This window comes from Neptuniibacter sp. UBA6509 (assembly GCA_002435145.1).
GTDB lineage: Bacteria > Pseudomonadota > Gammaproteobacteria > Pseudomonadales > Balneatricaceae > Neptuniibacter.
The window spans coordinates 16,839-42,353 of sequence record DJLT01000006.1 but is presented as its reverse complement, the minus strand read 5'-3'; the positions used below and the strand labels follow the sequence as shown (position 1 = coordinate 42,353).

At 42.5% G+C, this 25,515-nt stretch carries 25 protein-coding genes; 20 read left to right on the top strand and 5 right to left on the bottom strand.

What is annotated here, in order from left to right:
• Positions 1 to 5: 5 nt before the first annotated feature.
• Complete coding sequence (locus B4K11_RS01160) at positions 6 to 605, bottom strand: alpha/beta family hydrolase (protein ID WP_292949783.1); 600 nt, start codon at positions 603 to 605, stop codon at positions 6 to 8.
• A gap of 369 nt (positions 606 to 974) precedes the next feature.
• Here B4K11_RS01160 and ccoN point away from each other — a divergent pair, with 369 nt between their 5' ends.
• The 16 genes from ccoN (at position 975) to B4K11_RS01080 (ending at position 16,599) form a co-directional block, all read left to right on the top strand.
• Positions 975 to 2,405, top strand: coding sequence for a cytochrome-c oxidase, cbb3-type subunit I (ccoN, locus tag B4K11_RS01155; protein ID WP_292949782.1), 1,431 nt, complete (start codon positions 975 to 977; stop codon positions 2,403 to 2,405).
• A gap of 23 nt (positions 2,406 to 2,428) precedes the next feature.
• On the top strand, positions 2,429 to 3,046 hold the full coding sequence (gene ccoO, locus B4K11_RS01150; protein WP_292949806.1) for a cytochrome-c oxidase, cbb3-type subunit II: 618 nt from the start codon (positions 2,429 to 2,431) through the stop codon (positions 3,044 to 3,046).
• A 6-nt stretch (positions 3,047 to 3,052) separates the two neighbouring features.
• Positions 3,053 to 3,238: a cbb3-type cytochrome oxidase subunit 3 gene (locus B4K11_RS01145; protein ID WP_292949780.1), complete on the top strand. Its 186-nt coding sequence runs from the start codon at positions 3,053 to 3,055 to the stop codon at positions 3,236 to 3,238.
• A complete protein-coding gene (ccoP, locus tag B4K11_RS01140; protein WP_292949778.1) occupies positions 3,235 to 4,128 on the top strand; it encodes a cytochrome-c oxidase, cbb3-type subunit III in 894 nt (297 codons plus the stop codon). Before B4K11_RS01145 ends, ccoP begins: the two co-directional genes overlap by 4 nt.
• Positions 4,129 to 4,281: 153 nt before the next feature.
• Positions 4,282 to 5,706, top strand: coding sequence for a cytochrome c oxidase accessory protein CcoG (gene ccoG / locus B4K11_RS01135; RefSeq protein WP_292949805.1), 1,425 nt, complete (start codon positions 4,282 to 4,284; stop codon positions 5,704 to 5,706).
• Between the two features lie 132 nt (positions 5,707 to 5,838).
• Entirely contained in the window at positions 5,839 to 6,357 is a 519-nt protein-coding gene (locus tag B4K11_RS01130) for a FixH family protein (RefSeq protein WP_292949776.1), read from the top strand.
• Between the two features lie 2 nt (positions 6,358 to 6,359).
• On the top strand, positions 6,360 to 8,885 hold the full coding sequence (locus B4K11_RS01125; RefSeq protein ID WP_292949774.1) for a heavy metal translocating P-type ATPase: 2,526 nt from the start codon (positions 6,360 to 6,362) through the stop codon (positions 8,883 to 8,885).
• 159 nt (positions 8,886 to 9,044) lie between these two features.
• Positions 9,045 to 9,239, top strand: a complete 195-nt coding sequence (gene ccoS, locus B4K11_RS01120; protein WP_292949772.1) for a cbb3-type cytochrome oxidase assembly protein CcoS — start codon at positions 9,045 to 9,047, stop codon at positions 9,237 to 9,239.
• Positions 9,232 to 9,894 (top strand): sulfite exporter TauE/SafE family protein, encoded by a 663-nt coding sequence (locus tag B4K11_RS01115; RefSeq protein WP_292949770.1) that lies wholly within the window; start codon positions 9,232 to 9,234, stop codon positions 9,892 to 9,894. The genes ccoS and B4K11_RS01115 overlap by 8 nt, the downstream gene beginning before the upstream one ends.
• A 53-nt stretch (positions 9,895 to 9,947) precedes the next feature.
• Positions 9,948 to 11,336 (top strand): oxygen-independent coproporphyrinogen III oxidase, encoded by a 1,389-nt coding sequence (gene hemN / locus B4K11_RS01110; RefSeq protein ID WP_414689208.1) that lies wholly within the window; start codon positions 9,948 to 9,950, stop codon positions 11,334 to 11,336.
• Positions 11,337 to 11,410: 74 nt separating this feature from the next.
• Positions 11,411 to 12,205: a fumarate/nitrate reduction transcriptional regulator Fnr gene (gene fnr, locus B4K11_RS01105; protein WP_292949766.1), complete on the top strand. Its 795-nt coding sequence runs from the start codon at positions 11,411 to 11,413 to the stop codon at positions 12,203 to 12,205.
• Between the two features lie 149 nt (positions 12,206 to 12,354).
• Complete coding sequence (locus B4K11_RS01100; protein WP_292949764.1) at positions 12,355 to 12,897, top strand: adenine phosphoribosyltransferase; 543 nt, start codon at positions 12,355 to 12,357, stop codon at positions 12,895 to 12,897.
• A gap of 146 nt (positions 12,898 to 13,043) precedes the next feature.
• Entirely contained in the window at positions 13,044 to 13,955 is a 912-nt protein-coding gene (locus tag B4K11_RS01095; protein ID WP_292949762.1) for an alpha/beta hydrolase, read from the top strand.
• A 27-nt stretch (positions 13,956 to 13,982) separates the two neighbouring features.
• Entirely contained in the window at positions 13,983 to 14,456 is a 474-nt protein-coding gene (locus B4K11_RS01090) for a thioredoxin family protein (protein WP_292949761.1), read from the top strand.
• A 103-nt stretch (positions 14,457 to 14,559) separates the two neighbouring features.
• Positions 14,560 to 15,474 (top strand): recombination-associated protein RdgC, encoded by a 915-nt coding sequence (gene rdgC / locus B4K11_RS01085; protein ID WP_292949760.1) that lies wholly within the window; start codon positions 14,560 to 14,562, stop codon positions 15,472 to 15,474.
• 222 nt (positions 15,475 to 15,696) lie between these two features.
• Entirely contained in the window at positions 15,697 to 16,599 is a 903-nt protein-coding gene (locus tag B4K11_RS01080; protein ID WP_292949759.1) for an SLAC1 anion channel family protein, read from the top strand.
• Between the two features lie 143 nt (positions 16,600 to 16,742).
• On the opposite strand, the gene B4K11_RS01075 is transcribed toward B4K11_RS01080, so the two are convergent.
• Positions 16,743 to 17,384, bottom strand: coding sequence for a rhodanese-like domain-containing protein (locus B4K11_RS01075; protein WP_292949757.1), 642 nt, complete (start codon positions 17,382 to 17,384; stop codon positions 16,743 to 16,745).
• 146 nt (positions 17,385 to 17,530) lie between these two features.
• Positions 17,531 to 18,040, bottom strand: a complete 510-nt coding sequence (locus tag B4K11_RS01070; RefSeq protein WP_292949755.1) for a DUF3087 family protein — start codon at positions 18,038 to 18,040, stop codon at positions 17,531 to 17,533.
• A 124-nt stretch (positions 18,041 to 18,164) separates the two neighbouring features.
• On the opposite strand from B4K11_RS01070, the gene queE reads away from it, so the two are divergent.
• Positions 18,165 to 18,797, top strand: a complete 633-nt coding sequence (gene queE, locus B4K11_RS01065) for a 7-carboxy-7-deazaguanine synthase (RefSeq protein WP_292949753.1) — start codon at positions 18,165 to 18,167, stop codon at positions 18,795 to 18,797.
• A gap of 148 nt (positions 18,798 to 18,945) precedes the next feature.
• On the opposite strand, the gene B4K11_RS01060 is transcribed toward queE, so the two are convergent.
• Complete coding sequence (locus tag B4K11_RS01060) at positions 18,946 to 19,815, bottom strand: bile acid:sodium symporter family protein (protein WP_292949804.1); 870 nt, start codon at positions 19,813 to 19,815, stop codon at positions 18,946 to 18,948.
• A 648-nt stretch (positions 19,816 to 20,463) separates the two neighbouring features.
• Here B4K11_RS01060 and B4K11_RS01055 point away from each other — a divergent pair.
• A complete protein-coding gene (locus B4K11_RS01055; protein WP_292949752.1) occupies positions 20,464 to 21,633 on the top strand; it encodes a cation diffusion facilitator family transporter in 1,170 nt (389 codons plus the stop codon).
• Positions 21,630 to 22,247 (top strand): YigZ family protein, encoded by a 618-nt coding sequence (locus B4K11_RS01050; protein ID WP_292949750.1) that lies wholly within the window; start codon positions 21,630 to 21,632, stop codon positions 22,245 to 22,247. The genes B4K11_RS01055 and B4K11_RS01050 overlap by 4 nt, the downstream gene beginning before the upstream one ends.
• Here the strand turns inward: B4K11_RS01050 and B4K11_RS01045 are convergent.
• Complete coding sequence (locus B4K11_RS01045; protein ID WP_292949748.1) at positions 22,223 to 23,872, bottom strand: SulP family inorganic anion transporter; 1,650 nt, start codon at positions 23,870 to 23,872, stop codon at positions 22,223 to 22,225. The genes B4K11_RS01050 and B4K11_RS01045 overlap by 25 nt on opposite strands.
• 531 nt (positions 23,873 to 24,403) lie before the next feature.
• Here B4K11_RS01045 and B4K11_RS01040 point away from each other — a divergent pair.
• Entirely contained in the window at positions 24,404 to 25,432 is a 1,029-nt protein-coding gene (locus B4K11_RS01040; protein WP_292949746.1) for a GGDEF domain-containing protein, read from the top strand.
• Positions 25,433 to 25,515: the final 83 nt, after the last annotated feature.

Here is a 25,515-nt window from a genome sequence, read left to right as displayed (position 1 = left end):
AAAACTCAATTCACCCAGTTCTTAATAAAACTAACAATATGATTTTGATGAGAATTTTGCGTATAACCGGAAGCTTTTCTGGGCTTAAGATCATGATCCCCATCTTCTAACCAGTGTATAGACACTGACGGTGAGAGATTGTACGCAGATACTTCAGGAAATGAACCCATTCGATCACGTGTACCTTGAAAGATATGGATTGGAGTGTCTACAGCCAACAAGTGCTCAGTTCGTAATTTTTCAGGTTTAACTGCAGGATGGAAAGGGTAACCAAACACAAAACATCCTTTAATATTTGCATTAGAAGCTAACATCGAGGCAACCCTACCGCCCATAGACTTGCCTGCTAAATACAAAGGGACATCATCCTCAAACGTCCCGATCAGACCATCAAAATACTCTATGAGTTTAGGCATACGATCAGGCGGACGTCGACTTTCCCCTGCTGACATCTTTTGCATATAGGGAAACTCAAACCGTACCACTTGAAATCCTGCTTCAACCATTTTCATGGTCATATCCTGCATAAAATCACTGCGCATTCCTGCGCCTGCACCATGGGCAAATATGATACGACCCAAGACTGCTTCACCATTAATTAGCACGAAATAAACCTTCTAGAGCTTAAAAAAAGCAATTGTCCCATAAAATCCAATTGATTTATGTCAAATAAACATCCGAAAAGCGGTTTGTAATAAGGGGAAAAACCTAGACTTAGGTCACACAAAAACAGTAAAAGCTGCAGATTATTTAGAACATTTCTCAAGACACAAAAAAAATATCCTTACTTTTCAATAAGATAAAAACACATACTATCCATAGGGAGTATCGATACGATACCTAGGTCTCTATTGCGCACCTGCGACAAAATGCCCCACTAATTCACCTAAATACATTGATAATACGGCCTTATTCCAAGATAATTGGCTGCGAAACTCAAATTTCTATAACTAGCTTGTTGATGAGAGCCTGACATGAGCACAGCAACTGAACACCCCACCTATAATTATAAAGTGGTGCGCCAGTTCGCCATAATGACAGTAATTTGGGGAATCGTCGGTATGACCGTCGGTGTCCTAATCGCTGCACAATTGGTTTGGCCTGCACTAAACTTTGATACCGCATGGTTGACCTATGGTCGTCTGCGTCCACTGCATACAAACGCAGTTATTTTTGCATTCGGCGGTTGCGCCCTGTTTGCAACTTCTTACTACGTTGTACAGCGTACCAGTCAACGTCGCCTGATCTCTGATGGTCTAGCTGCGTTCACATTCTGGGGCTGGCAGGCTGTGATTCTTGCAGCTGCAATCACTTTGCCTTTAGGTCTGACCTCTTCAAAAGAGTACGCAGAGCTAGAATGGCCTATCGATCTACTGATCACAGTAGTATGGGTGGCTTACCTAGTTGTATTCCTAGGCACAGTGAAGATGCGTAAAACATCTCACATCTATGTAGGCAACTGGTTCTACATGGCATTCATCATTACAGTTGCAGTACTGCACATTGTAAATAGCATGGCTATCCCAGTTTCTATGTGGAAGTCATACTCTGTTTACCCTGGTACTGTCGATGCGATGGTGCAGTGGTGGTATGGTCACAACGCTGTAGGCTTCTTCTTGACAGCTGGTTTCCTAGGTATGATGTATTACTTCGTACCAAAGCAGGCTGAGCGTCCAATTTACTCTTACCGTCTATCTATCGTTCACTTCTGGGCATTGATTGCGACATACATGTGGGCGGGTGGTCATCACCTTCACTACACAGCGCTTCCTGACTGGACTCAGTCTGTAGCGATGGTAATGTCTCTAATCCTACTTGCTCCGTCTTGGGGTGGTATGATTAACGGTATGATGACGTTGTCTGGTGCATGGCACAAACTTCGCACCGACCCTGTTCTTCGCTTCCTTGTTGTATCTCTGTCTTTCTACGGCATGTCTACGTTCGAAGGCCCAATGATGTCCATCAAGACAGTAAATGCTCTGTCTCACTACACAGACTGGACAATTGGCCACGTACACGCAGGTGCACTAGGCTGGGTTGCTATGATATCTATCGGTGCTGTTTACCACATGATCCCACGCTTATTTGGTAAAGCTCAGATGTACAGTGTTAGCTTGATCAACACTCACTTCTGGTTAGCAACCATCGGTACAGTTCTTTATATCTGTGCGATGTGGGTTAACGGTATTCTTCAGGGCCTAATGTGGCGCGCAGTAAACGAAGATGGCACGCTAACTTACAGCTTTGTTGAAGCACTAGAAGCATCTCACCCTGGTTACTTCGTACGCTGGTTGGGCGGCATGTTCTTCCTATTGGGTATGTTGTTAATGGCTTACAACACTTGGCAGACTGTTCGTAAAGACAGCACTGCACCAGAAGCTGATGCTTCTGCACAAGCAGCTTAAGGTCAGGGGAGCATATAAAAATGATCAAACATGAAACGATTGAAAAGAACATAGGTATCATGATCTTGCTGATCATCATCGTCATCAGTGGCGGTGGCTTAGCTGAGATCGTACCTCTGTTCTTCCAGTCTTCTACGACTAAACCAATTGAAGGTCTTCGTACCTACACTCCGCTTGAGTTTGAAGGTCGTGACATCTACATCCGTGAAGGTTGTAACGTATGTCACAGCCAGATGATCCGTCCTTTCCGTGCTGAAACGGAACGTTACGGTCATTTCTCAACTGCAAACGAGCACGTTTGGGAGCACCCATTCCTATGGGGTTCTAAGCGTACAGGTCCTGACCTAGCTCGTGTAGGCGGCCGTTATTCAGACGATTGGCATCGCGCTCACTTGTATAACCCACGTGACGTAGTACCAGAGTCTAAAATGCCTTCTTACCCTTGGTTGTTTGAGAACAAACTGACAGGTAAAGATACCGCTAAAAAACTTGAAGTTCAGCGCAGCGTAGGCGTTCCGTTCACAGATGAACAGATCGCTGGTGCACAGGACGCAGTACAAGGTAAATATGAGATTGATGCTCTTGTTGCCTACCTGCAGTCTCTGGGTAAACTGCACACTGAATACAACAATAAGCGGTAATAACGCGTGAATTACGAAGTTTATGGACCATATATTCCAGTCATAATGCTAATCACCTTTTTAGCTTTGTTTGCGTGGGTATTAAACCCAAAAAATAAAGATAAATATGACGATGCAGCCAATATGCCTCTTCAGGAACCTGACGAGCCAGTACTGGATGATGATTCCAATAACGGGAGACAACAAAAATGAGTGCTTTCTGGAGCGCATGGGTAACAGTAATTACCCTAGCTGTAATCCTTGGTTGTACTTGGCTACTACTTGCTACACGTAAAAGCCAGCCACACCAGGAAACAACTGAAGAAACTCTAGGCCATGAATTTGATGGCATCGCCGAGTATGATAATCCACTTCCAAAATGGTGGTTCCAGATGTTTATTGGAACTGTTATTTTTGGCCTAGGTTATCTTGTTCTTTACCCTGGTTTAGGTAATTTCCAAGGCGTACTTGGATGGACATCTCATAACCAATGGGAAGAAGAAATCCGTCATGCAGACGAAGTGTATAAGCCTGTATTCGCTAAATACGCTGCCCTGCCTGCTGAAGAACTTCTAAAGCCTGAAAATGAAGGTGGCCTAAAAATGGGCCAGCGCATGTTCGCCAACAACTGCTCTCTGTGCCACGGCTCAGCTGCAACGGGCGCATATGGTTTCCCTAACCTAACTGATAATGATTGGTTGTATGGCGGTGACGCTAAAACAATCAAAGCTTCTATCACAAATGGTCGTAGTGGCGGTATGCCACCATGGGGTGCAGTTCTAGGTGAAGAAGGTGTTGCTGACGTAGCGAACTATGTCCTTTCACTCAGCGGTGCTGAAGCAGATGCTGAACGCGCTGAACGCGGTAAAGGCCAGTTCCAAGCACTATGTACTGCTTGTCACGGCGCTGACGCTAAAGGTCTACCTATCTTAGGTGCACCTAACCTGACTGACGACATATGGCTATACGGTGGCTCTTTTGACAAGGTAGCTCACTCTATCCGTAGCGGTCGACAAGGTGTTATGCCTGCTCACAAAGACCTACTAAGCGATGATAAGATTCACTTAATCACAGCTTACGTATACAGCCTGTCTAATAAATAAAGACAGCGCGTGAAAATAAAAGGCGATATGATGTAGATCATGTCGCCTTTTTTTGTAGAACTCTATAATATTCAACTTTGCTAATACACTACTTTCTCTAAGTATTAGCAAAGTTGATTGCAAACTATCACTCGTGAGTATGTGAGTATCGATATGAGTCAGATTCCAGTTCAAGACATCACTCCAAAGAAGAAAAAAGATTCTGAGGAGAACTTTGACCTGTACGCTAAACGTGAACACATTTACGTTAAAAACTATTCAGGGATTTTCAAAAAATTCCGCCAGGCATCCAGCTTTATCATGCTAGTCATGTTTTTTGGCTTCTCTTGGATTACTTGGGATGGCCGTCAGGCTGTACTTTTCGACCTACCTAATCGCCAGTTTCATGTTTTCAACATGACCTTTTGGCCACAAGATTTCATGCTGCTATCTTGGTTACTCATTATTTTAGCTTTCGCACTCTTTTTCTTTACTGTATTTGCCGGGCGTCTCTGGTGCGGGTATGCCTGCCCTCAGTTCGTATGGACCTGGATCTACATTTGGATTGAAAGCGTTACTGAAGGTGATCGCAATAAGCGCATGCGCATGGATAAAACTGCGGGCATGAGCAAAGAAAAAATACTAAGAAAAAGTGCCAAACATTTTCTCTGGGTCGTATTCTCTGCAGCATCGGCAATTGCATTTGTTGGTTATTTCACACCCATCAGGGATTTGCTTGCAGCTGTCGGCAGCTTCGAACTCGGTCCGTGGGAGATGTGGTGGATTGGCTTTATTACTGTCGCAACTTACGGGAATGCAGGCTGGCTACGTGAACAAGTCTGCATTTACATGTGTCCTTACGCGCGTTTTCAATCAGTCATGTTTGACCAGGACACATTAATTATTTCATACGATGAAAAACGCGGTGAAAGCAGAGGTAAACGTAAAAAGAATTCTGATTACAAGGCCGCAGGCTTAGGCGATTGTATCGACTGTAATGCATGTGTACATGTATGCCCTGTAGGCATTGATATAAGAGATGGACTTCAATACGAATGTGTAGCCTGCGGAGCTTGCGTAGATGCTTGTGATGACATGATGGAGCGTGTTGGGTATGAAAAAGGGCTTGTAAGATATACCACTGAGCATCAACTTGATGGTCACGAAACACACATTGTGCGCCCTCGCCTTATTGGTTACTTCGCAGTCATGTGCGCTATGTTTATAGCCTTTGGCTACACACTGTATAGCCGAATTCCTCTTGAGGTGGATATTCTTCGTGACCGTGGACAGCTTTATATTGAAACATCCAACGGCTCTATTGAAAATATTTACACACTGAAGATTGCCAACAAAGAGCAGGTAGATCATCAATTCAGCATTAAAGCATCTGGACTTGATGGAATGGTTTATAAAGGCAAAGAGATCGTCACAATTAAATCAGGTGAGCTCCTAGATCTGCCTATACGCATTAGCATTAAAACCAAATACCTAAGCAGTGCAAACAATACCATCCTCTTCGAAGTAGAAGCTTTAGATAACCCTTCTATCTCGATTAAAGAAGAGAACCGCTTTATTGGGCCTTCGCCAAAACGCTAGGCACTGATGAAAATCAATTAAGGAGGATTATTTATACACCACCTTAATTATAAATAGGTTAGAATAGCTGCCCCTTAAGATGTGATATTTAGCATCTCAAGTTTGGCAGCTTTTTTTTAGGTATTTATAACAATGAATTCAACAAACAATACACCTCCAGGCCCTTGGTACAAACAACCATGGCTATGGTTTATTCTTACTCCAATAATTGCCGTTGTTATCTATGGCACATTTTTTCTATATCTATCAATTGTCACCCATGACGGCATCGTTAAAGATGATATGTACAAAGTTGCCCGTGGGCATTTTGTAGATAAATCACAATCTCAAGCGGCCAAAGAACTTGGTGTTGAAGGTTCACTAGCACTGGATAACCTAACGGGAGATCTAATGCTTAACTTTACGTCAAACCAAGCAGATAAACCGGCTTTCTTAAATCTCAGCATTATTCATCCAACACATCAACAGTATGACCAGAGCATTTTGCTTAAGCATATTGACGGGACAAGCTCCTTTACTGGCAACCTTAAACACACTCTAAAAGGTAAGCGCTATCTTATTCTGGAAGATGATAGTTCGCAGTGGAATCTACGTGCTGAGATCCATCCACCTTACGACCAAAACACTATTATTCTTAAGCCCGCTAACTAGAAATGTCAGAAAGCCCGGCTAACCAAGATGAAAAGCATAACTGCTACCACTGCGGACTCACGGTCCCTCCTGGAAGCCGTTACTCCTTGGTCATCGATAAAGAACCTCGCAACATGTGTTGCCCGGGCTGCCTTGCTGTTGCTGAAACCATCATTAGCAGCGGCTTAGATACTTATTACAAACATCGTACAGAAGCTGCGGACTCTCCTGAAATTCGAGGCAAAGAGCTTCCTGAATCATTATTGCAAGAACTCGCTTTGTATGACGACAATGATGTCCAGCACGACTTCATCACTTGCAAAAACTCCATCTCTGAAGCTTCACTGGTAATTGAAGGAATAACCTGTGCAGCCTGCGTATGGTTACTTGAAAACCATATCAAGAAAACTCCCGGTGTAACCAAAGCCCACGTCAACCTGACCAACCACCGTGCACGTATTAACTGGGACAAAAACATCACTCCCATAAGCACATTACTGTCTGAAATATACCGGATTGGCTACCAAGCTCATCCATATCATCCAGACAAAGAAGAACAGCTTTTAGAACAGGAACACAAACGGGCAACCCGACGACTAGGTATCGCGGGTATTGGCATGATGCAAACCATGATGCTAGCGGTTGCGCTCTATGGCGGAGCCCTACAGGGCATAGACAACCAGTATGTGACCTTTATTCGCTGGGCAAGTCTTGTGATTGCCACGCCTGTCGTATTATATGCGGCCCGTCCTTTCTTTATTGCTGCTGTGAGGGACCTGAAAACCCACCACTTAACAATGGATGTACCCGTTTCATTAGCAATTGGTGGAGCATATCTTGCGAGCGTCTGGGCTACATTTACAAACAGCGGCGAAGTGTATTTTGACTCGGTCACCATGTTTACCTTCTTCCTTCTTATTGGCCGTTTCCTAGAAATGCAGGCTCGCCATCGCACAGGGCGAGCAGGCAATTCACTACTAAATCTACTCCCCGCCAGCGCTCTACGTTTAGTTGACGGTGAAGAACAACTGGTCCCCGTCAACGATCTAAAAACGGGTGACCATGTAATTGTACGGCCAGGCCATACCATCCCCTCGGATGGCATCATCATCAATGGGAATAGCTCTATTGATGAATCAGCCTTGACAGGGGAATACCTGCCCATCAGAAAGAAAGCAACAGAGCATGTTGTTGGCGGGACAATTAATGTTGAAAACCCACTCACGATAGAGATCATTCAAACAGGTAGTGACACCCAACTTTCAGCCATTGTTCGTTTACTTGAGCGCGCTCAGGAAGAGAAACCGCAAGTAGCAAAAATTGCAGATAAGGTAGCCAACTATTTTGTTGCTGCCGTACTTATCACAGCAACCTGTGTAGGTGTAGGCTGGTGGATGGTAGAACCCGCGCATGCATTTTGGATTACATTATCGGTATTGGTCGTAACTTGCCCTTGCGCATTATCTCTTGCTACACCTACGGCGCTTACAGCAGCCACAGGAACATTACGACAAAACGGATTACTCATAACCCGAGGTCATGTTCTAGAGAGCCTAGCAACAGCAACACACATTGTTTTTGATAAAACAGGCACCCTTACAGAAGGTAATCTGAGCCTACAGGAAGTAATTCCTATCGCTGACTTGAACGAAACGGAATGCACTAAAATAGCAGCGGCGCTTGAAAAACATAGCGAACATCCAATAGCCAAAGCGTTCCATGCGAGATCAGGTGAACTTGATGCTACAGAGATTGAAAACACATTAGGCCAAGGTCTACAGGGTTCAATTAACAACCAGACTTATCGAATAGGTAAACCGGAATACGCCACACTGATTTCAAATAAAGCAGCTCCACCATTACCTCAAGATAGTGGGCAGTGGCTGCTTTTGTGTAATGAAACATCTGCGCTTGCCTGGTTTAGATTAAATGATCAGATACGCCCAGAGGCCCAACAAACTATTAAAGGCCTACAAGCACTCGGTTTACACTGTGAAATGCTAACCGGCGACAACTCTTCTGCCGTAGAAGAGGTTTCAGCCTTCTTGGGTATTGATAAAACCGTTTCTGGAGTTTCTCCCGAAGAGAAACTAAGTCACGTAAAGAGCCTCCAAGAGCAAGGGGCTCAAGTCGTCATGGTCGGTGATGGTATTAATGATATTCCGGTACTCGCAGGCGCTCAAACATCCATCGCAATGGGTGGAGCGACAGATTTAGCTAAAACAAATGCAGACGGTGTACTGATTAGCCATGACCTATTACGATTGGTCGATGGGATTTTATTAGCGCGTAAAACAAAGAAAATTATCAAACAAAATCTCGGTTGGTCTCTATGCTATAACCTTATGGCTTTACCACTAGCGGCATTCGGTTTTATTGCTCCTTACATGGCAGCCTTAGGAATGTCGGCAAGCTCACTTGTCGTCGTAGGAAATGCGATGCGCCTTAACCGTCTAAAGCAATATAAGCTTAAAACAACCAAACCCGCTCAGTCCTTAGAGGCTCAAGCAAATAATGCTGCAAATACGGAAACTCAAGCGCCCTCATAGCCGCCTCCCATTATAAAATTACCAATACATACCTTCCCTGTATAGTCACTCTTTTTACACATTGAATACATCTACACCGATCATATCGATTACCCACTAACCGAGCGCTGTAAAATCAGGTAGAATTAACACCTCAAAAGCTAAGGGTTCTTTATCTCAATGGATATTATCTTTCTTCTCATTCCAATCGCTATCATTCTAGCCAGCTGTGCCGTATGGGCTTTTTTCTGGAATGTAAATAATGGCCAGTATGATGATTTAGAAAGCCCTGCTCATAGTATTTTATACGATGACGACGACGACCTTATCCCTGAAGACGCACGCGTAAATCCCGATAAAAAACAGGATGACTGAAGCCCTTTCTTTACCTACCGCTTTTATTCTAGGGTTGCTAGGCGGCACTCATTGCCTTGGTATGTGCGGAGGGATTGCCACGACGGTATCTTTAAGCAATCCAAATGGAACCAAAGGCTTTGGCTTATTGCTAGGATATAATAGCGGCCGCATTCTAAGTTACACTCTTGCTGGCGCTCTTTTAGGCAGCCTAAGCTGGTTGGTTGAAAATCAAACAATACAACTCGCCCTTCGCACCTTTGCTGGCATCATGCTTATATGCATGGGTCTCTACATAGCTCAATGGTGGCAAGGTCTTACAAAAATTGAACACGCTGGCGGAATGATTTGGAAAAAAATCAGCCCATTGGCCAGCAAACTATTACCCGTTAGAAATATCTCTCAAGCATTACTTTTGGGAGTGCTATGGGGCTGGTTACCTTGTGGATTAGTTTACAGCACTTTAATCTGGGCTTCTGCAGCGTCAGATTGGACCTTGAGTGCACAGCTCATGGCGGCATTTGGTCTGGGAACTCTACCAACGATGCTGCTAACCGGTGTGCTGGCACAACAAGTAAAAGTAATTTTACAAAAGCAACTAACTAAATATATTTCAGGTAGCATCATTATTTTAATGGGAATCTATACAATTCCCTGGCAAGGAATGATTCGCTAGCCATATTCACTACCCTTTTATTGCAGTAGTAAAAAGATTACGAGGAAATGTTCGTGGATAGTAACCTAATAAAGTGGGATCTAGATCTAATTAAGCGCTATGACCTGTCAGGACCAAGATACACATCTTATCCAACGGCCGTACAGTTTGATCCAGATTTATCGGCCGCTGACTTAGTCAGCACAGGGCAAAATAGCGCAGACCTCAACGCCCCCTTATCTCTTTATGTGCATATCCCGTTCTGCGCACATGTATGCTACTACTGCGCATGTAACAAAGTTATCACTCGTAATCGAAAAAAAGCACAGCCCTATCTCGATACTTTATACAAAGAGATGTCCCAACTGTCGCAGTGGTATAGCAATGACCGTAAAGTAACTCAGTTACATTGGGGCGGCGGCACACCAACATTTATCAGCCATGAGCAGATGCGTGAGCTTATGGGGCAGATGCGTTCCAATTTCAATCTACTGGATGATGATTCAGGCGATTACTCCATTGAGATCGATCCAAGGGAAGCGACTGAAGAAACTATTCAGGTTCTTAGGGAAATTGGCTTCAACCGCATTAGCCTCGGCCTTCAAGATATTGACCCGAAAGTTCAAGAAGCGGTTAACCGAGTACAGTCAGTTGAGCAAACGGCTGCCATACTTGAAGAAGCGCGACGCCAAGGATTCCGCTCGCTCAATCTAGATCTGATTTATGGCCTACCTTATCAAACATTTGATGGCTTTAATGAAACACTAGATACCGTGATAGAGATGAATCCGGACAGATTATCCGTATTTAACTATGCCCACCTACCCGATAGATTCAGACCGCAACGTCATATTGACGAAGCAACGCTACCAAGCCCAGAAGTTAAATTAGCCATTCTTGAGTCGACTATTAATAAGCTACTTCAAGCGGGCTATGTTTACATAGGTATGGATCATTTTGCCAAGCCAGATGACGAGCTCGCAATAGCGCAAAATACCGGTAAGCTGCACCGAAATTTCCAAGGGTACACAACCCACTCTGAATGTGACTTAGTGGCAATGGGTGTATCTGCTATCAGCCAAATTGGCTCTGTGTATTATCAAAACCAGCATGAGATGCAACCTTATACAGATGCGGTTCAAGCAGATTCCCATGCAGTACGTCGCGGCGTATCACTGACGCAAGACGATATTATCCGCCGTCACGTGATTACTCAATTAATCTGCCACTTTGAATTGGAAAAAGAACCGGTAGAAAAACTCTTCGGAATTCAATTCGATCAATATTTTGCCGATGCCCAGCAAGAATTAAGTGCTTTTACTAAGGATGGTCTTATTAGTTTTGACCCTAAACGTATCGTTGTTTCACCTGCAGGCCGTCTGCTAATACGTAGAATCTGCATGGCTTTTGATGCATATATACCAAAAGATCAGAACTCACAGCGTTTTTCTAGAATTATTTAACTTCCCGTATATGCTGAAATACTACATAATCGAAATTAAGTAGCCGCTAGATTTAACACAACAGGATTTTTATTATGGGTAATAACAAGGCGACAGAAGGAAAACTGCGCAGCTTACAACAGGTAAGCTGCAATACATGCAGCCTAAGTACACTCTGCCTACCCGTTTCTCTTAATATGACCGAGATGGAACGTCTCGATAATATCATTGAAAAAAGTCGGCCTTTAAAGAAGGGAGAGCATCTCTTTCATCAAGGCTCGAACTTTACCAATGTCTACGCTATTCGTGCAGGCACCATTAAAACCTACACAATAACCAATGAAGGTGAAGAGCAGATCACTGGGTTTTATTTCCCTGGAGAGCTTGTAGGGATGAGTGGGTTTGACTCAAACGAATACCCAGTTTCAGCTAAAGTACTTGAAACGACAACCGTTTGCGAGATCCCTTTTGAACGTTTAGACGATCTATCTGGCCAACTGCCAGAACTGCGCCGCCAACTGCTACGTACAATGAGTAAAGAGATCAGAGAAGAGCAGCAGATGATGCTGTTACTCTCAAAGAAAAACGCAGAAGAGCGCGTTGCAACGTTCCTTATTAAGCTATCCCATCGCTTCAAAGAACGCGGCTATTCTGAGACCAGCTTTCGCTTATCTATGTCACGAAACGAAATAGGTAACTACTTAGGCCTTGCGGTAGAAACCGTTAGCCGTATCTTCACTCGCTTCCAAAAAGCTGATTTACTCGTAGTTGAAGGTAAAGAAGTACATATCCAAGATATCGATAAGCTTTACCAACTCTCAGGTGAATGCCCGGAGCCTGAAGTTCAAGAGACTACCACCGCAGCATGCGGTAAAGGTACTCAATCTTAAAATAAGTACCGGTCACTAATATGACCGGTACTTATTTGTTGCACATAAAGTAGCCATCTAAATGTGTAACCCAACATCGAAATTAGACCGTTTTCTTCGCGGTTAATCATTGCGCTAAATCAACACATAGCTTCTAAGGAGTTTTTTTAATGTCTTACGACGAATGTTATGTAAAGTCAGTTATTCGCACAATTCCTGACTGGCCGGAACCCGGTGTCCAGTTCCGAGACATCACTCCTCTGTTTAAAGACCCCAAAGCACTTCGTATGATCTCCGATGCTTTTATCCAGCGTTACATTGATAGCGACATTACCCATATTGCCTGCATAGATGCTAGAGGCTTTTTAATTGGGTCAATCATGTCATATCACCTAAACATTCCGCTTGTTCTTGTACGAAAAAAAGGCAAGCTTCCCGGAGAAACCATCCACCAGGAATATAAGCTAGAATACGGCACAGCCACTGTAGAGATGCAGGTAGATGCCGTTACTGAAGGGGATAAGGTTTTAGTTTTTGATGATCTTATTGCGACAGGTGGTACTATTTTAGCGGCTTGCAGTATTATTCAGAAACTCGGCGCCACCGTATATGAAGCGGCGGCCCTCATTGATCTACCTGATCTTCAAGGTTCAAGTAAGATCCAAGACTCAGGCATTCCTGTTCATGCTCTACTGGCTTATGAAGGGCTATAACCAAAACCTGTCATTTTCATGCTTGATTCCATACTGAATTCTTATCATTAGTATGATTCGCAGTTCAAAACTCCTAAACGGCTTGCATATCTCATTTAAGAATATCAATATAACTTAAATAAAGTACAAGCCGTATTGGAGCTTCTATGCCACGCATAATAAAATCTCACTCTGTGACATCTCGCCTACTAAGTACGCTATTGCTAGCTATTGCTATTGCCAACCCTCAACTAGTTTCAGCGGAAGAAGTGCAACTGAAATGGAAGGATCTCACTCTAAACGCAAACTTAAGTTTGGCAGATGAAAGCGGCTTTGATACGGTCATTCTAATCACCCATGGTACGCTTGCTCATAATAAAATGGAGATAATCCAAACCTGGCAAGAGCTCTTAAATGATGAAGAGATCAGTAGCCTCGCAATCAATTTAAGTTTAGGAATAGATGACCGCCACGGTATGTATGACTGTGATACCACACATACACATAAGCATACGGATGCAATTGAAGAGATTGATGCATGGGTTAACTGGCTTAAGTCAAAAGGAACTCAGCAGATAATTTTGGCAGGCCACTCCAGAGGCGGCAACCAGACGGCATGGTACGTTCAAGAAAAATCAAATCCCGCGATTAAAGGACAAATTTTACTAGCGCCACAAACATGGTCCGAGCAGGACGAGCAAAACAATTACGCTGAGCGTTATCAACAAGAACTCTCACCTCTTCTAAGTTTTGCTAAGACTCAACAAAAAGAAAAGATGATGGATAATACCCATTTTATCTATTGCAGCAGCACCCGGGTCACGACAGCTAGCTTTCTGAATTATTACAGCCCTGATCCCCGTTTAGACACCCCTTACCTTTTAAAAAACACAACCATACCTACTCTCCTTTTCAGTGGCAACGAAGATACAACAGTGCCAGATCTACCAAAAAAAATGGCCAGTATTGATAACACCATGGTTACCGCAATCGAAATCGAGGGAGCTGGTCACTTTTTTAGAGATCTTTACTTAGACGATGTGATAGAACACAGCCTTACATTTATAGAAGGCTTATAACCTTAGTTTTGTTATAGACAACTCCATATGATGAGATTCATTTTAACGCTGCTTCTTTTCGTCTGCCCCATAACCTGGGGCTCAGAAATACCTATAGCCATAGATCTACAGGATTCTTACTCACAAAAAGGATTTGACCATTTAGGAAATCAAAAGGTTGTCCTACTCTTAATCTCTCAACCCAATTGTGAATATTGTGTACAAGTCACAGAAGAGATTCTCAAACCTATGCAGCTCAACCAGCAGTATAAAAACTCAACACTGTTTAGCCGATTGGAAATATACAGTGGCCATCAAGTAAAAGACTTTAATGGTCAACGCGTGGACGCGACTGAATTTGCACAGCGATATAACGCATGGGCCACCCCAACCCTCCTCTTTCTAGATGGCCTAGGCAACGAAGTCGCTGAAAAAATAGTCGGGGTTAACACACTCGATTTATATGGCTTTTATGTTGATAGAGCAGTGAGCAAGGGTCATAAAAAGCTAAACGCTCACTAATTTTTACCTAATTCACACTTGTTAAGCCAAACAAACAATTTTTCACTTCCATCCGCAACAATTCTTGTTAACATGCAGAGCCATTTTTCTAATTGGAGCTGCTATGTGGTTTAAGAATATAATCTTCTATCGTTTAACTGAAGCCTTTGAATACACTCAGGAACAGTTACAAGAGAAGCTCCAAGAACAAACGTTCAGTCCCTGTAAAAGCCAAGAACTAAGTCGCTACGGCTGGGTCCCCCCCTGTCACCTTCTAGACGACATGCATGCTCACCAAGTGCATGGCATGTTTATGATTGCCGCTCGAAAGGAAGAAAAGATTCTACCGGGCGCGGTGATAAAAGAAGCCGTTGGTGAAAAGGTCGCCGTCATTGAACATGAGCAAGCGCGAAAAGTTTATAAAAAAGAGAAAGATCAACTTAAGGATGAAGTTATTCTTGACCTTCTTCCTCGTGCGTTCAGTAAATTCCAGCAAACGACCGCGCTCATCTTACCTAGTTTAGGCTGGATTGCCGTTGACGCATCTAGCCATAAACGCGCTGAAGAACTTCTAAGCCATCTTAGAGGCACTTTAGGCAGCCTACAAATAACTTTACCCGATGTGCAGCAATCCCCTTCTGCGGTGATGTCTAACTGGCTAGAACAAACGGATAGCCTTCCAGATGGTTTTGAAGTACTTGATGAATGTGAACTTCGGGATAATGTTCTTGAAGGTGGTGTTATCCGCATCAAAGGGCAACAGCTTGAAGATGAAGAGTTTATTGCTCATCTAGAAGCCGGCAAACGTGTTGTTAAATTAGCTGTCGAGTGGGACGAGCAACTTAAAATCTTAATTCAGGACGACCTATCAATTAAACGCCTTAAGTTAAGCGAACAACTTCAAGATAAGATGGCTGACGAAGCGGCTGAAGATGAAGTAGCGCAGTTTGATGCCGACATGGTTCAAATGGGGCTGGAATTCGCGAAGCTATTCCCTGCATTGATTTCAGCATTTGGCGGTGAAGCACAGCGCCCATAAACGTATAACAAACCCTCCACACAGTTTATTCTTTACTACCTCAAACGAGGCAGTAACTTAAGTTTATGGCTTTTCTATCAAAAGCTCGTAGCATTAACCTAAGTTATAAATTAATATATTAGAATATACTTATTTAGCGGCAATTATCATCTATGTCAAACAATTCTGAACATGTAAGTTCGCGCTTAGCTCACTTCCCTCCCGCTTTTTTTTGCGATGGTCATGGGTTTGACAGGATTAAGCCTCGCCTGGGAAAAAGCTGCACTCCTTCTGGGTTTTCCGATCATCATTTCTAACGTTTTGTTACTGATTAGCGTCTGCACCTTTATCATTATTGTGGTCACTTACGCTCTAAAGGCACGCAGTTACCCACACGCTGTCATTGAAGAATTTCATCATCCAATTAAGATGAGCTTCTTCCCCGCATTTTCAATCGGTATGTTACTGATGAGTGTTGCCACACTATCAATCTCTACCACCTTATCTTTTTACTTATGGGCCATGGGTAGCATTATTCATTTAGGTTTTACCTTATATACCTTAGGACAATGGCTACATCAGCCAAAATTCAAAATAGCCCATAGTACACCCGCTTGGTTTATCCCTGTAGTCGGTAATATATTGGTACCTGTAGCCGGTGTTGAACATGGCTTTCTAGAGGTCAGCTGGTTTTTCTTTTCTATCGGTTTAGTTTATTGGATCGTACTTAAAACGCTCATATTCAACCGTATGTTTTTCCATGAGCCATTACCGCAAAAACTACTTCCCACACTTTTTATATTAATTGCACCACCTGCTGTTGGATTTATTTCTTACATGAAGCTGACTGGAGAATTAGATAGCTTTGCCCGTATTCTGTTTTATAGCGCTATGTTTTTAGTTTTACTTTTGCTTTCACAGCTACCAAAATTCATGAAAATAAATTTCTTTATGTCTTGGTGGGCTTACTCATTCCCATTGGCGGCATCCACAATAGCAACACTAAGCATGTACCATGCAAACCCTCTGCCTTTTTTCCATTATCTCTCTATCGTTTTGCTGCTGCTGGCAAGTTGCGTAATCGTCGTATTATTCTTACGAACGCTGATTGCTATAAAACGTAAAGAGATATGTATTCCAGAGTAGCCAAACGTAATGGAGCCTATATCTAGAGGCCTAGTGAGGCAGGTCTCATTAATATAGAGAAAGAAAAGTAGATAGAAGTGCGATGGCTCCAGGGAGCACAAAAAAGAAAAAAAGCCTCCAAAGGAGGCTTTTTCAATCAAACGCTATTCAGCATCTCCGACTGTTGTTAGACCTAAGCTTGTCCATGCTTGCATCCCGCCACGATAATATTTCATTTTATCGGCAGGGTAATCTTTCTCTAATAGCGCACGAATCAAGGTAGGTGTCTGTCCACACCAGTAACCATTGCAAAACATCGCTAATGTTTTAGCCTGAGCAAAGTCATAGCTACCATCTGCATTTTTTACAACACCAAAGTCATCTAAGGCATCCGCAGCTGACTCTTCTTCTTTCATAACCGTAAAAGGAACATTCACACTTCCAGGTATCGTCAAACGATAGTGCCAACCTTCAGTACGTGTATCTACGATCAAAATATTTTCATCTTTTTGAGCGGCCTGCATTAAAGCAACAAACTCTCGCTCACCAATTGTCTCGACATCATGAGGTTCAAAGGGATGAATAGGCTGAGGCATTCCACGAAACGTTGTGTTGTAGAGTTCATGGACTTTATTATCAGGGTTTTGATTACGCATAACCTCTATAGGTTCACCATCATGCTCAACGGTGAAGGAGTATAGTTCTGGTGTAATCATCGCCTTCCTAGCGCCTTCAGCTAAGACCATCGATGATGAAGCTATCAACGTCACCAACGCTAAACCCTTTATTGTCTGTTTAAACATCATCCACCCTCTAATTATTATAAGTTTATTCCATAAGGATATAATGATTCTGACACAGAAACAGCCTAATAGTCACGTTCCCTAATGTAAGACATTAGAATATACCAAATAGACTGTAGCTTGTGCCTTTTAAGCAAAAGGTAAAAATGCTATTTCATCATCAGAAGCATATCAATGGAGTAACGGGAAGGATCCGCACCGACTTCAAGCCCCTGACATTGAAGCAAAAACTTGTTCTCACGCTCCTTAGTGTCATTATAGCCAAAATCATTTCCTTCTAGACTTTGAACCTGCAACGTCGCCTTGTAATAAAAAGCTAGAACCACCGCAGCCGTTTCATTCTTTTCTTCTAGCAGTTTTTCCCAACGATGGCGGTGGTTCTGGATCTTCAATGCTTGACGTTTTAAGTTCCACCCATAACGAAGCTCATCATAATAAGGGCGGGTAACAAAACGTGAGAAGACACCGATAGTAATGAGCGCACCTAATAAAACACCGGATAGATTAACCCATGTGTTGCTCCCATCTTCATTACCAAAATAATGACGGAAAACAGCACTCAAACCTAATCCAATAACTGCAAAAATTAAACACAGAACTAGAGCAACTTTTCGCTGTTTCTGCTTATAAACCGTTTTATCAATCTCTTGAAGTTCCACGTATAAATCCCGTAATACCAAAATTAGTTATCTAATTTTAAAATGAATGAAATTAACTTGCAGTCACACTCTGCCAGTGTAGACTTATCGCCTCTAAAATAAAGGCCCTTTCTAACACAATCTAATGTATTCCGTAAAAGAGATTTTCTATAGTTTGCAAGGCGAAGGTGCGCAAAGTGGACGTGCATCAATTTTTTGTCGTTTCACTGGCTGTAACTTATGGTCTGGACGTGAAAAGGACAGGAAAAATGCCGTCTGCAATTTTTGTGATACTGACTTCATTGGCACTGATGGTCAAAATGGCGGTAAGTTTGAAACGCCAAATCAACTTTGTGAATTTCTTAAAAGTTTCTGGCCCGAACAAAGCTCCACCTCACCTTACATCATTTTCACGGGAGGTGAACCCGCTCTACAACTCGATCAAGCACTTGTAGACGCTTGCCACCAGCATGGCTTTGAAGTCGCCATAGAAACCAATGGAACTAAGCCTTTACCTAATCATATTGATTGGATCTGTGTAAGCCCTAAAGCCGATGCGGAGGTGATTATCACTTCCGGAGATGAGCTGAAGTTGGTTTACCCTCAAGCGCTTGCTCAGCCCGAAGACTTTCAGGATATGGACTTTACTGATTTCTATCTTCAGCCTTTAGATAGCCCCGCTCGGCCCATCCATACCCAAGACGTCATAACGTATTGCCTTGAGCACCCACGCTGGAAGCTAAGTCTGCAAAACCATAAAGTCTTGGGTATTGATTAATACCGATACGATTCAGGCTGTGAACTGTATCGTATCGAAAGTTCTCTATCGCCTCTGTGGTTGAGCAATTGAATTAAGCAAGCACGGCACCCCGTTACACCTTACATCCAATTTTCCATGTACTTGGCATCTTTAAGAGACTAAAAACTTAGCCTGATTGTTTCATAACACTGCTTAGCCCGCTGTTTGTATAAATAACCAGCATAAATGCCGGAATATTCATTAGCACACCATAGATAAGCGCACTGGCAGCCATTTCTGAATTTTGCAGTATTCCCCCTGTCATCATTAAAGCAATAGCCGCATTTTGAATGCCGACCTCCATCGACATAGTGACCCCTTGCTCTGCGCTCAAGCTCATCTTCCAAGCAATAAAGTAACCTATAGACATAGCAATAATAATTAACGAAAGAATTGATGGCCCTAACTCAGTGAGTAAAACAGGTAGTTGTTCCCAATTTGTCTTAACAATATAGAAAACAACCATTATCAAAAAGAAGCAGGCAAGAATTTTCACAAAACGCTCAATTCGCTTACAAAATTCTGGCCAAAACCGCTGAATGCAAACCCCTATAACAACAGGAATAACAGACATGACAATTAACTTAATGACTGTCAGAAAAATGGGGAACTCAATCGTTTTACTTTCACCCATAAAGTAACCCATCACTAATACTGTTAAAACAGGCATCGTGAAAGGCGTTATAAGCCCTGAAACTGCCGTTAAGCAAACTGATAAGGCAGTATCACCTCTTGCAAGATAAGTCAGCATATTGGATGTAGCACCTCCTGGCGCAAATGTCACAATCATGACTCCCACAGCAAGAACGGGACTAAGCTGAAACAGCTTTACCACTGCCAACCCAAGCAAAGGCAAAAGAATTAGTTGAACAACAACCCCTATAAAAACAAGAGAAGGCTGCTGCCAAAAAAGCTTAAACTCTTGTATACGCAAAGACATCCCCACTCCCAGCATAATAGTAAAAAGAGTTAAGGGTAATATCAGCTGAACAACCATCCCGTTTTCCATCATTCTTCCTTTTTTCCAAACACTAAAATCATACTTTTTTATAACTAATTTTTCTCTTTAAAAAATAGTTATTAGATTCATAAAACCATCCACTTTCCAAGCAAACGCCGATGCTACAAGGGCTGCCTAAGGCTACCCACATTCACTGTGGATAACTTTGTGAATTAATTATTCAAAACTCCATGAAACACCCATTAAATAAGGGCCCGGCTCAAACTGATCATTTTTTAACCAATCAAAAATTAATCCTTTAAAATCAAGATGTTAATTATGTCAATACTGTAACTTTAGGTTTTTAAATCCACATCTTAAGGATCTTAAGGTTTAATGCCTGTCAACAGTGTAAAACAATAAAATTTGAATAAAACAGCTTGACTGCCTGAGCCCCCTATTCGAGCTGTATAACAGTAATAATTCAAACAAGATAATCGCCTATTAAGAACCTACGAAGGATTACACATTCGAAGGTCGTTCAAATAGCACCAAAATAATGCATAGTATTTAGATTAATAAGACCTTTAACTATGGAAATTCACTCATAGCTTGAAGCTAAACCTTTAAATACGCTAAGCTAATTTAAGTCTTATTAGAACTTACATCAGCAAGCTTTTCCTCCGCATCTTGAACGAGTGCCCTATGCAGCGTGATCACACTCAAATAAAAGCGGCTAACAAAGTCACCCTTATTGGCGCATTTCTAGATCTAGCTTTAGGGTTCCTTAAAATAACATTTGGGACCCTTTCTAACTCGTCAGCCCTTATTGCAGATGGAATACACTCCCTTTCTGATTTGCTAACTGATATTCTGGTCTTAGGGATTTTAAAGATCTCAGCTAAGGGACCCGATGAAGATCATCCATGGGGACATGGGCACTTCGAAACTGTCGGCACTGCAATTTTAGGCAGCATACTCATAGCGGTAGCGGGTGCTATGGCTTATGACAGTACGCTCCATCTACTTAATAATGAAGAGCTCCCTATCCCATCTTGGCCTGCGCTTGTCGTTGCACTCGTATCCATCGCTGCTAAAGAATGGATATACCATTACACCGTTAAAGTTGGCCGAGCACTTAGCTCTGACCTTCTTATTGCTAATGCATGGCATAGTCGAACAGACGCTATATCATCCGTTATTGTTTTTATCGGCATCGCAGGCGCCATGTCCGGATTAAACTGGCTTGATGCTGTTGCCGCTATCTTTGTTGCCATCATGGTCGCCAAAATAGGTTGGGACCTTAGTTGGAACAGTTTTCAAGAACTCGTCGGCACAGCATTACCTGCAGAAAAAGTCCGCCAATATGAAGCACAGGTTCTATCCATAGAAGGTATCGTAAACGTACATAACTTTAAAACAAGGACAATAGGTAGCAAAACAATTCTGGAAATGCATATTCAAGTGTCTCCCTATATCAGTGCATCTGAAGGACACCTCATCGGTGATACCGCGTGTCAAAAACTATTCAAGAATGACGATATTGCCCACATCATTTTTCATATCGATACTTATGATGATGAGGACACAGAGATAACACCTCACAAAACTTTACAGCCTATGCGCAGCTCCATCGAATCAATAATTCGTGACTATTTAGGTTCCTTAAATGGAGAGATATCTCTTTATCGCATCCACCTTCACTACTTAGATGATAAGATTGATATTGAAATTTTACTTAATAAAAACTTTACTTCTCGCTTAGATATAGCAACTGATGTGTTAATTCATAACATTAAAGTTGAGCTAGAAAAAACCGCTATCCCGGAAGGAACCCTAGGTAAGGTTTTCTTCGCTGTAGGCATTGAGCAATGACATCATACATACCAGCCCAAGCACTCTATCAATCTGAAGTTGTAGTGAAGCATAGTCGCTTCATCACCCACATCGCTCACACGCCAGATATTGATAGCGCCAAAAACTTTCTTCAAGAAATTAGACAACAACATATAAAAGCAAACCATAACTGCTGGGCCCAAATAGCAGGTTCGAGGGAAAACCTTAATTGCTGGGGTAGTAATGATGACGGGGAGCCTAAAGGTACCGCCGGTAAGCCAATGCTAAATGTCATAAAACATAGCGAACTGTGCGAAATAACAGTGGTTGTAACCCGTTACTTCGGAGGTATAAAACTAGGTGCAGGAGGACTTGTACGGGCTTACAGCTTAGCCGTTCAAGAGGCATTAAAAACACTTCCAATAAGCGAGAAGGTTGATGTATTTGAATTTAACCTTCATCTCCCTCATTTTATAGTCGGAGACATTGAAACCCTGCTCATGAAGTGCAGAGTCAGTGTTACAGAAAGAAACTGGCAAGAAGACTTACAAATCACTGGCAAAGCCAGTGATGAACAACTCATACAATTAAGACTAGGGCTTAAACCCTTTCAGCACCAAACATCTTATCAGGACAAAGACATTCGTTGGTAAGCATCTTCAAGAGCCTCTTCTCGATTCTCAAAACAATAGTGATCTGACAAGCGAGATAACACCTGCATTTTAACAAAAACATCTCTCACAAGATCGTTCATACCAATCAAATACACATCACGATTTGCCTCTAAAGCATCAGCAATCATCGTATCTATAGCCATGGCCGTTGATACATCGACAAGTGGCACCGACGTCATATCAAACATCAATGCATCATGTGGCTGACTATCCAGTAACTTCTGTGTCATGCCTTTAGCCGACGCATAGCTTAGAGGACCATCGATGTGATAAAGCAATATACGCCCAGCCGCGGAGGATAATATAAACCTCTCCCGATCATTTAATTGCTCAAGATTATCTGGCTCATCGGCTATCACTCGAATTGAATCAATTTGAATATCTGACAGCCGTTTAATTGTTATGACATTCGCAATAAATACCCCCACTAGAACAGCTGTCACAAGATCAACAAAAACCGTTAAACCCAGTACGAGTAACATTAAGAAAACGACAAACGGTGGAGCTCGATGAATTTTCTTTAAAAAGCTCCAATCAATAATATCGATACCCACTTTAATGAGGATTCCCGCCAAGACTGCATGAGGAATATCTTCCGCTAAAGGCCCAGCACCTAAAACTATCAGCAACAGGATTACCGCATGTAGAGCACCAGATGCAGGTGTTTTACCACCGGCACGAATATTAACGACGGTACGCATCGTCGCTCCTGCTCCAGGCAATCCGCCAAAGGCGCCTGCCACCATGTTTCCGATACCCTGACCCACAAGCTCTCTATCTGAGTTATGCTGAGTTCGCGTCATGTTGTCTGCAACAAGCGATGTTAACAACGAATCAATAGACCCCAGCGCAGCTAACATCAATGCAGCAAAGATCATCTCTTTAAGCAGGGTTATCTCTATATCAGGGTATATAAATGAGGGAAAGCCTGAAGGTATATCTCCAATAACATCAACACTGCCTTCAGAGAATAATAATAGGTAAGTCAATGTACCGAGTAATAAAGCGATTAAGGGGGGTGGGAGAAACGCTGCCACCTTACGAGGGCAAAGAAATACGATTATCAGCGTGATGATACTCAAAAGTACCGCGCCATTGTTAAAGCTCATTACATTAGCGGGGAGCACTATCAATGATTCGAGTACTGATGACTCTGCCGAGTGCCCTAGCAGCGGTGCAAGCTGGAGCGCGATAATAATCACACCGATACCACTCATAAAGCCGGATATAACCGGAAAAGGCATCAGTGTAATAAACCGACCGAGTTTAAACAGACCAAACAAAACTTGAAAAAAACCGCCCATCAAAACAACAGTAAAAGCCAAGATGGGGCCTTGCTGAGGGTCTATCGCACTAAATTGGGTAAATGTGGCTGCCATAACAACGGTCATAGGTCCCGTTGGGCCAGAAATTTGTGTTGACGTACCACCAAATATTGCGGCAAAAAACCCTACAAAAATAGCCCCATAAATGCCTGCAATAGCCCCAGCACCTGAAGACACTCCAAAAGCTAACGCAAGAGGAAGAGCAACAACCGCCGCAGTTAAACCGCCAAATAAATCACCTCGCAGATGACGAAGTTGGATAACATTCATTTGCGGCATTAGGCCCTCACCCATTTTTTAATTATATAAAAAAACATCGACCCTGCTCACGTCAGAAGTAATCGCACTTGCTTAACTCTAACATGCAAGTTCATTGTGTGAAAAACAAGCAATAAGATTAGTGTATAAAGTTGCTATGCCATAATGACCTTCTATCTCATCTGAAACCTTTTGCAGGAACCTTTTTAAACCGCGTAAAAATATTGCAGATTTAATTTTTCCTTGAAGAAATGATCAGCTCTGCCGATACTGTTGGTAGTTGAGAATTATCTAAGAGTGCATTTTATAACTGGCTATTGGATTACAAAGCACACGAGATATGGTCTGATCGAAGTTTGATAGCTTACTAGAATGTACGGCATTTCTTAATTGACAGCTAAACAGGGGTTATTTATTTTAAGTAAACTGTTCCCATATTAAAACGCTTGTTTTAAAGTTAATGAATTGCCGATCAATAAGCGATTTTCTCCTTACTATTTAAGGGGAATTTATTATTTTTTTATGTTCAATTAAATAAGCGATAGGGGAAGTATGAAGTTCGCTGAAGATAATAACCAAGCTGCTGAATATCTCCGTCAGGCTGTCCCTCTGATGGTTAAGCACAACATTTCGCCTAATCCACTGAACTATGCGTTATGGTATACCTATGTCAGTGACCGTATGCCGGAACTTAATGTTGAACTCAACAAAACTCTAACAACATACGGCACCTGCCCGACAATGCTTAGCGAACAACTTTTTCGCGAGCATATGATCAAAGATGAGATTAATAGTTCAGATGATGTGCAAGCAAGCCTTATCGACTTAATTAATGATTTGCACCAACATGCTGAGAAAACAGCAGTAGAAACCGAAGACTACCATTCGATCCTCGAAGATAGCCTTGATAACCTTCACAATAATGAAGATGGTGAACCTAGCCTTCCGCTAGAATCGGTTATTCAAGCACTATCAACCCATACAAAATCTATCAGCGAAACAGCCAGGCAGTTTCAAAACCGCATGCAAGAAGCGCAAGCGGAAATACAATCCCTGAAAGAAGAGCTAAATAAGTCTAAGCAAGATGCCCGTGTAGATCCATTAACCAACCTGTTTAATCGGCGAGCATTTGATGCCGAAATTTCTCAGCTTGTAGGTATAAACAATCCTGATATTATTTCCTCTTTTATCTTAATCGACATTGATCACTTTAAACGCTTTAACGACACTTACGGACATCTTATGGGTGATAAAGTACTGCAATATGTCGGTAAACTCCTGAAAGAAGTATGCCCTGAACCAATGCTACCCGTTAGATTTGGAGGAGAAGAGTTTGCAGTGCTGATGCCGTCCACTTCTGTAGATGAGGCAGCGAATATTGCTGAACAGATTCGTCAAAAGATCCAAGCTATCCGAATCAAACAAAAGAAATCCGGTGAGATAATCAGTTCGATAACCGCATCCTTTGGAGTATCTCAGCTCACCGCAGACGAGTCGGCAGAGCAACTTGTAGAACGCACGGATAAAGCACTATACAAAGCCAAAGATAGTGGCCGTAATCAGATTCAAATCTCCGGTTAATCACCATCTGGCACATTAACAGCGATTTAGAATAGATTGCTTTTAATGTGCCGATTTTTATCACCCCACACTACTAAGAATCA

What these genes read in the sequence shown, in the direction of transcription:
- B4K11_RS01045 (WP_292949748.1), bottom strand. Translation starts at nt 23,872, where the DNA reads ATGCCGCAAATGAATGTTATCCAACTTCGTCATCTGCGAGGTGATTTA.
- B4K11_RS01095 (WP_292949762.1), top strand. Translation starts at nt 13,044, where the DNA reads ATGCCACGCATAATAAAATCTCACTCTGTGACATCTCGCCTACTAAGT.
- ccoP (WP_292949778.1), top strand. Translation starts at nt 3,235, where the DNA reads ATGAGTGCTTTCTGGAGCGCATGGGTAACAGTAATTACCCTAGCTGTA.
- B4K11_RS01055 (WP_292949752.1), top strand. Translation starts at nt 20,464, where the DNA reads ATGCAGCGTGATCACACTCAAATAAAAGCGGCTAACAAAGTCACCCTT.
- rdgC (WP_292949760.1), top strand. Translation starts at nt 14,560, where the DNA reads ATGTGGTTTAAGAATATAATCTTCTATCGTTTAACTGAAGCCTTTGAA.
- B4K11_RS01060 (WP_292949804.1), bottom strand. Translation starts at nt 19,815, where the DNA reads ATGGTTGTTCAGCTGATATTACCCTTAACTCTTTTTACTATTATGCTG.
- ccoS (WP_292949772.1), top strand. Translation starts at nt 9,045, where the DNA reads ATGGATATTATCTTTCTTCTCATTCCAATCGCTATCATTCTAGCCAGC.
- B4K11_RS01090 (WP_292949761.1), top strand. Translation starts at nt 13,983, where the DNA reads ATGATGAGATTCATTTTAACGCTGCTTCTTTTCGTCTGCCCCATAACC.
- B4K11_RS01050 (WP_292949750.1), top strand. Translation starts at nt 21,630, where the DNA reads ATGACATCATACATACCAGCCCAAGCACTCTATCAATCTGAAGTTGTA.
- queE (WP_292949753.1), top strand. Translation starts at nt 18,165, where the DNA reads ATGTATTCCGTAAAAGAGATTTTCTATAGTTTGCAAGGCGAAGGTGCG.
- B4K11_RS01130 (WP_292949776.1), top strand. Translation starts at nt 5,839, where the DNA reads ATGAATTCAACAAACAATACACCTCCAGGCCCTTGGTACAAACAACCA.
- B4K11_RS01040 (WP_292949746.1), top strand. Translation starts at nt 24,404, where the DNA reads ATGAAGTTCGCTGAAGATAATAACCAAGCTGCTGAATATCTCCGTCAG.
- B4K11_RS01115 (WP_292949770.1), top strand. Translation starts at nt 9,232, where the DNA reads ATGACTGAAGCCCTTTCTTTACCTACCGCTTTTATTCTAGGGTTGCTA.
- B4K11_RS01100 (WP_292949764.1), top strand. Translation starts at nt 12,355, where the DNA reads ATGTCTTACGACGAATGTTATGTAAAGTCAGTTATTCGCACAATTCCT.
- ccoN (WP_292949782.1), top strand. Translation starts at nt 975, where the DNA reads ATGAGCACAGCAACTGAACACCCCACCTATAATTATAAAGTGGTGCGC.
- B4K11_RS01075 (WP_292949757.1), bottom strand. Translation starts at nt 17,384, where the DNA reads ATGATGTTTAAACAGACAATAAAGGGTTTAGCGTTGGTGACGTTGATA.
- B4K11_RS01125 (WP_292949774.1), top strand. Translation starts at nt 6,360, where the DNA reads ATGTCAGAAAGCCCGGCTAACCAAGATGAAAAGCATAACTGCTACCAC.
- ccoG (WP_292949805.1), top strand. Translation starts at nt 4,282, where the DNA reads ATGAGTCAGATTCCAGTTCAAGACATCACTCCAAAGAAGAAAAAAGAT.
- fnr (WP_292949766.1), top strand. Translation starts at nt 11,411, where the DNA reads ATGGGTAATAACAAGGCGACAGAAGGAAAACTGCGCAGCTTACAACAG.
- B4K11_RS01080 (WP_292949759.1), top strand. Translation starts at nt 15,697, where the DNA reads ATGGGTTTGACAGGATTAAGCCTCGCCTGGGAAAAAGCTGCACTCCTT.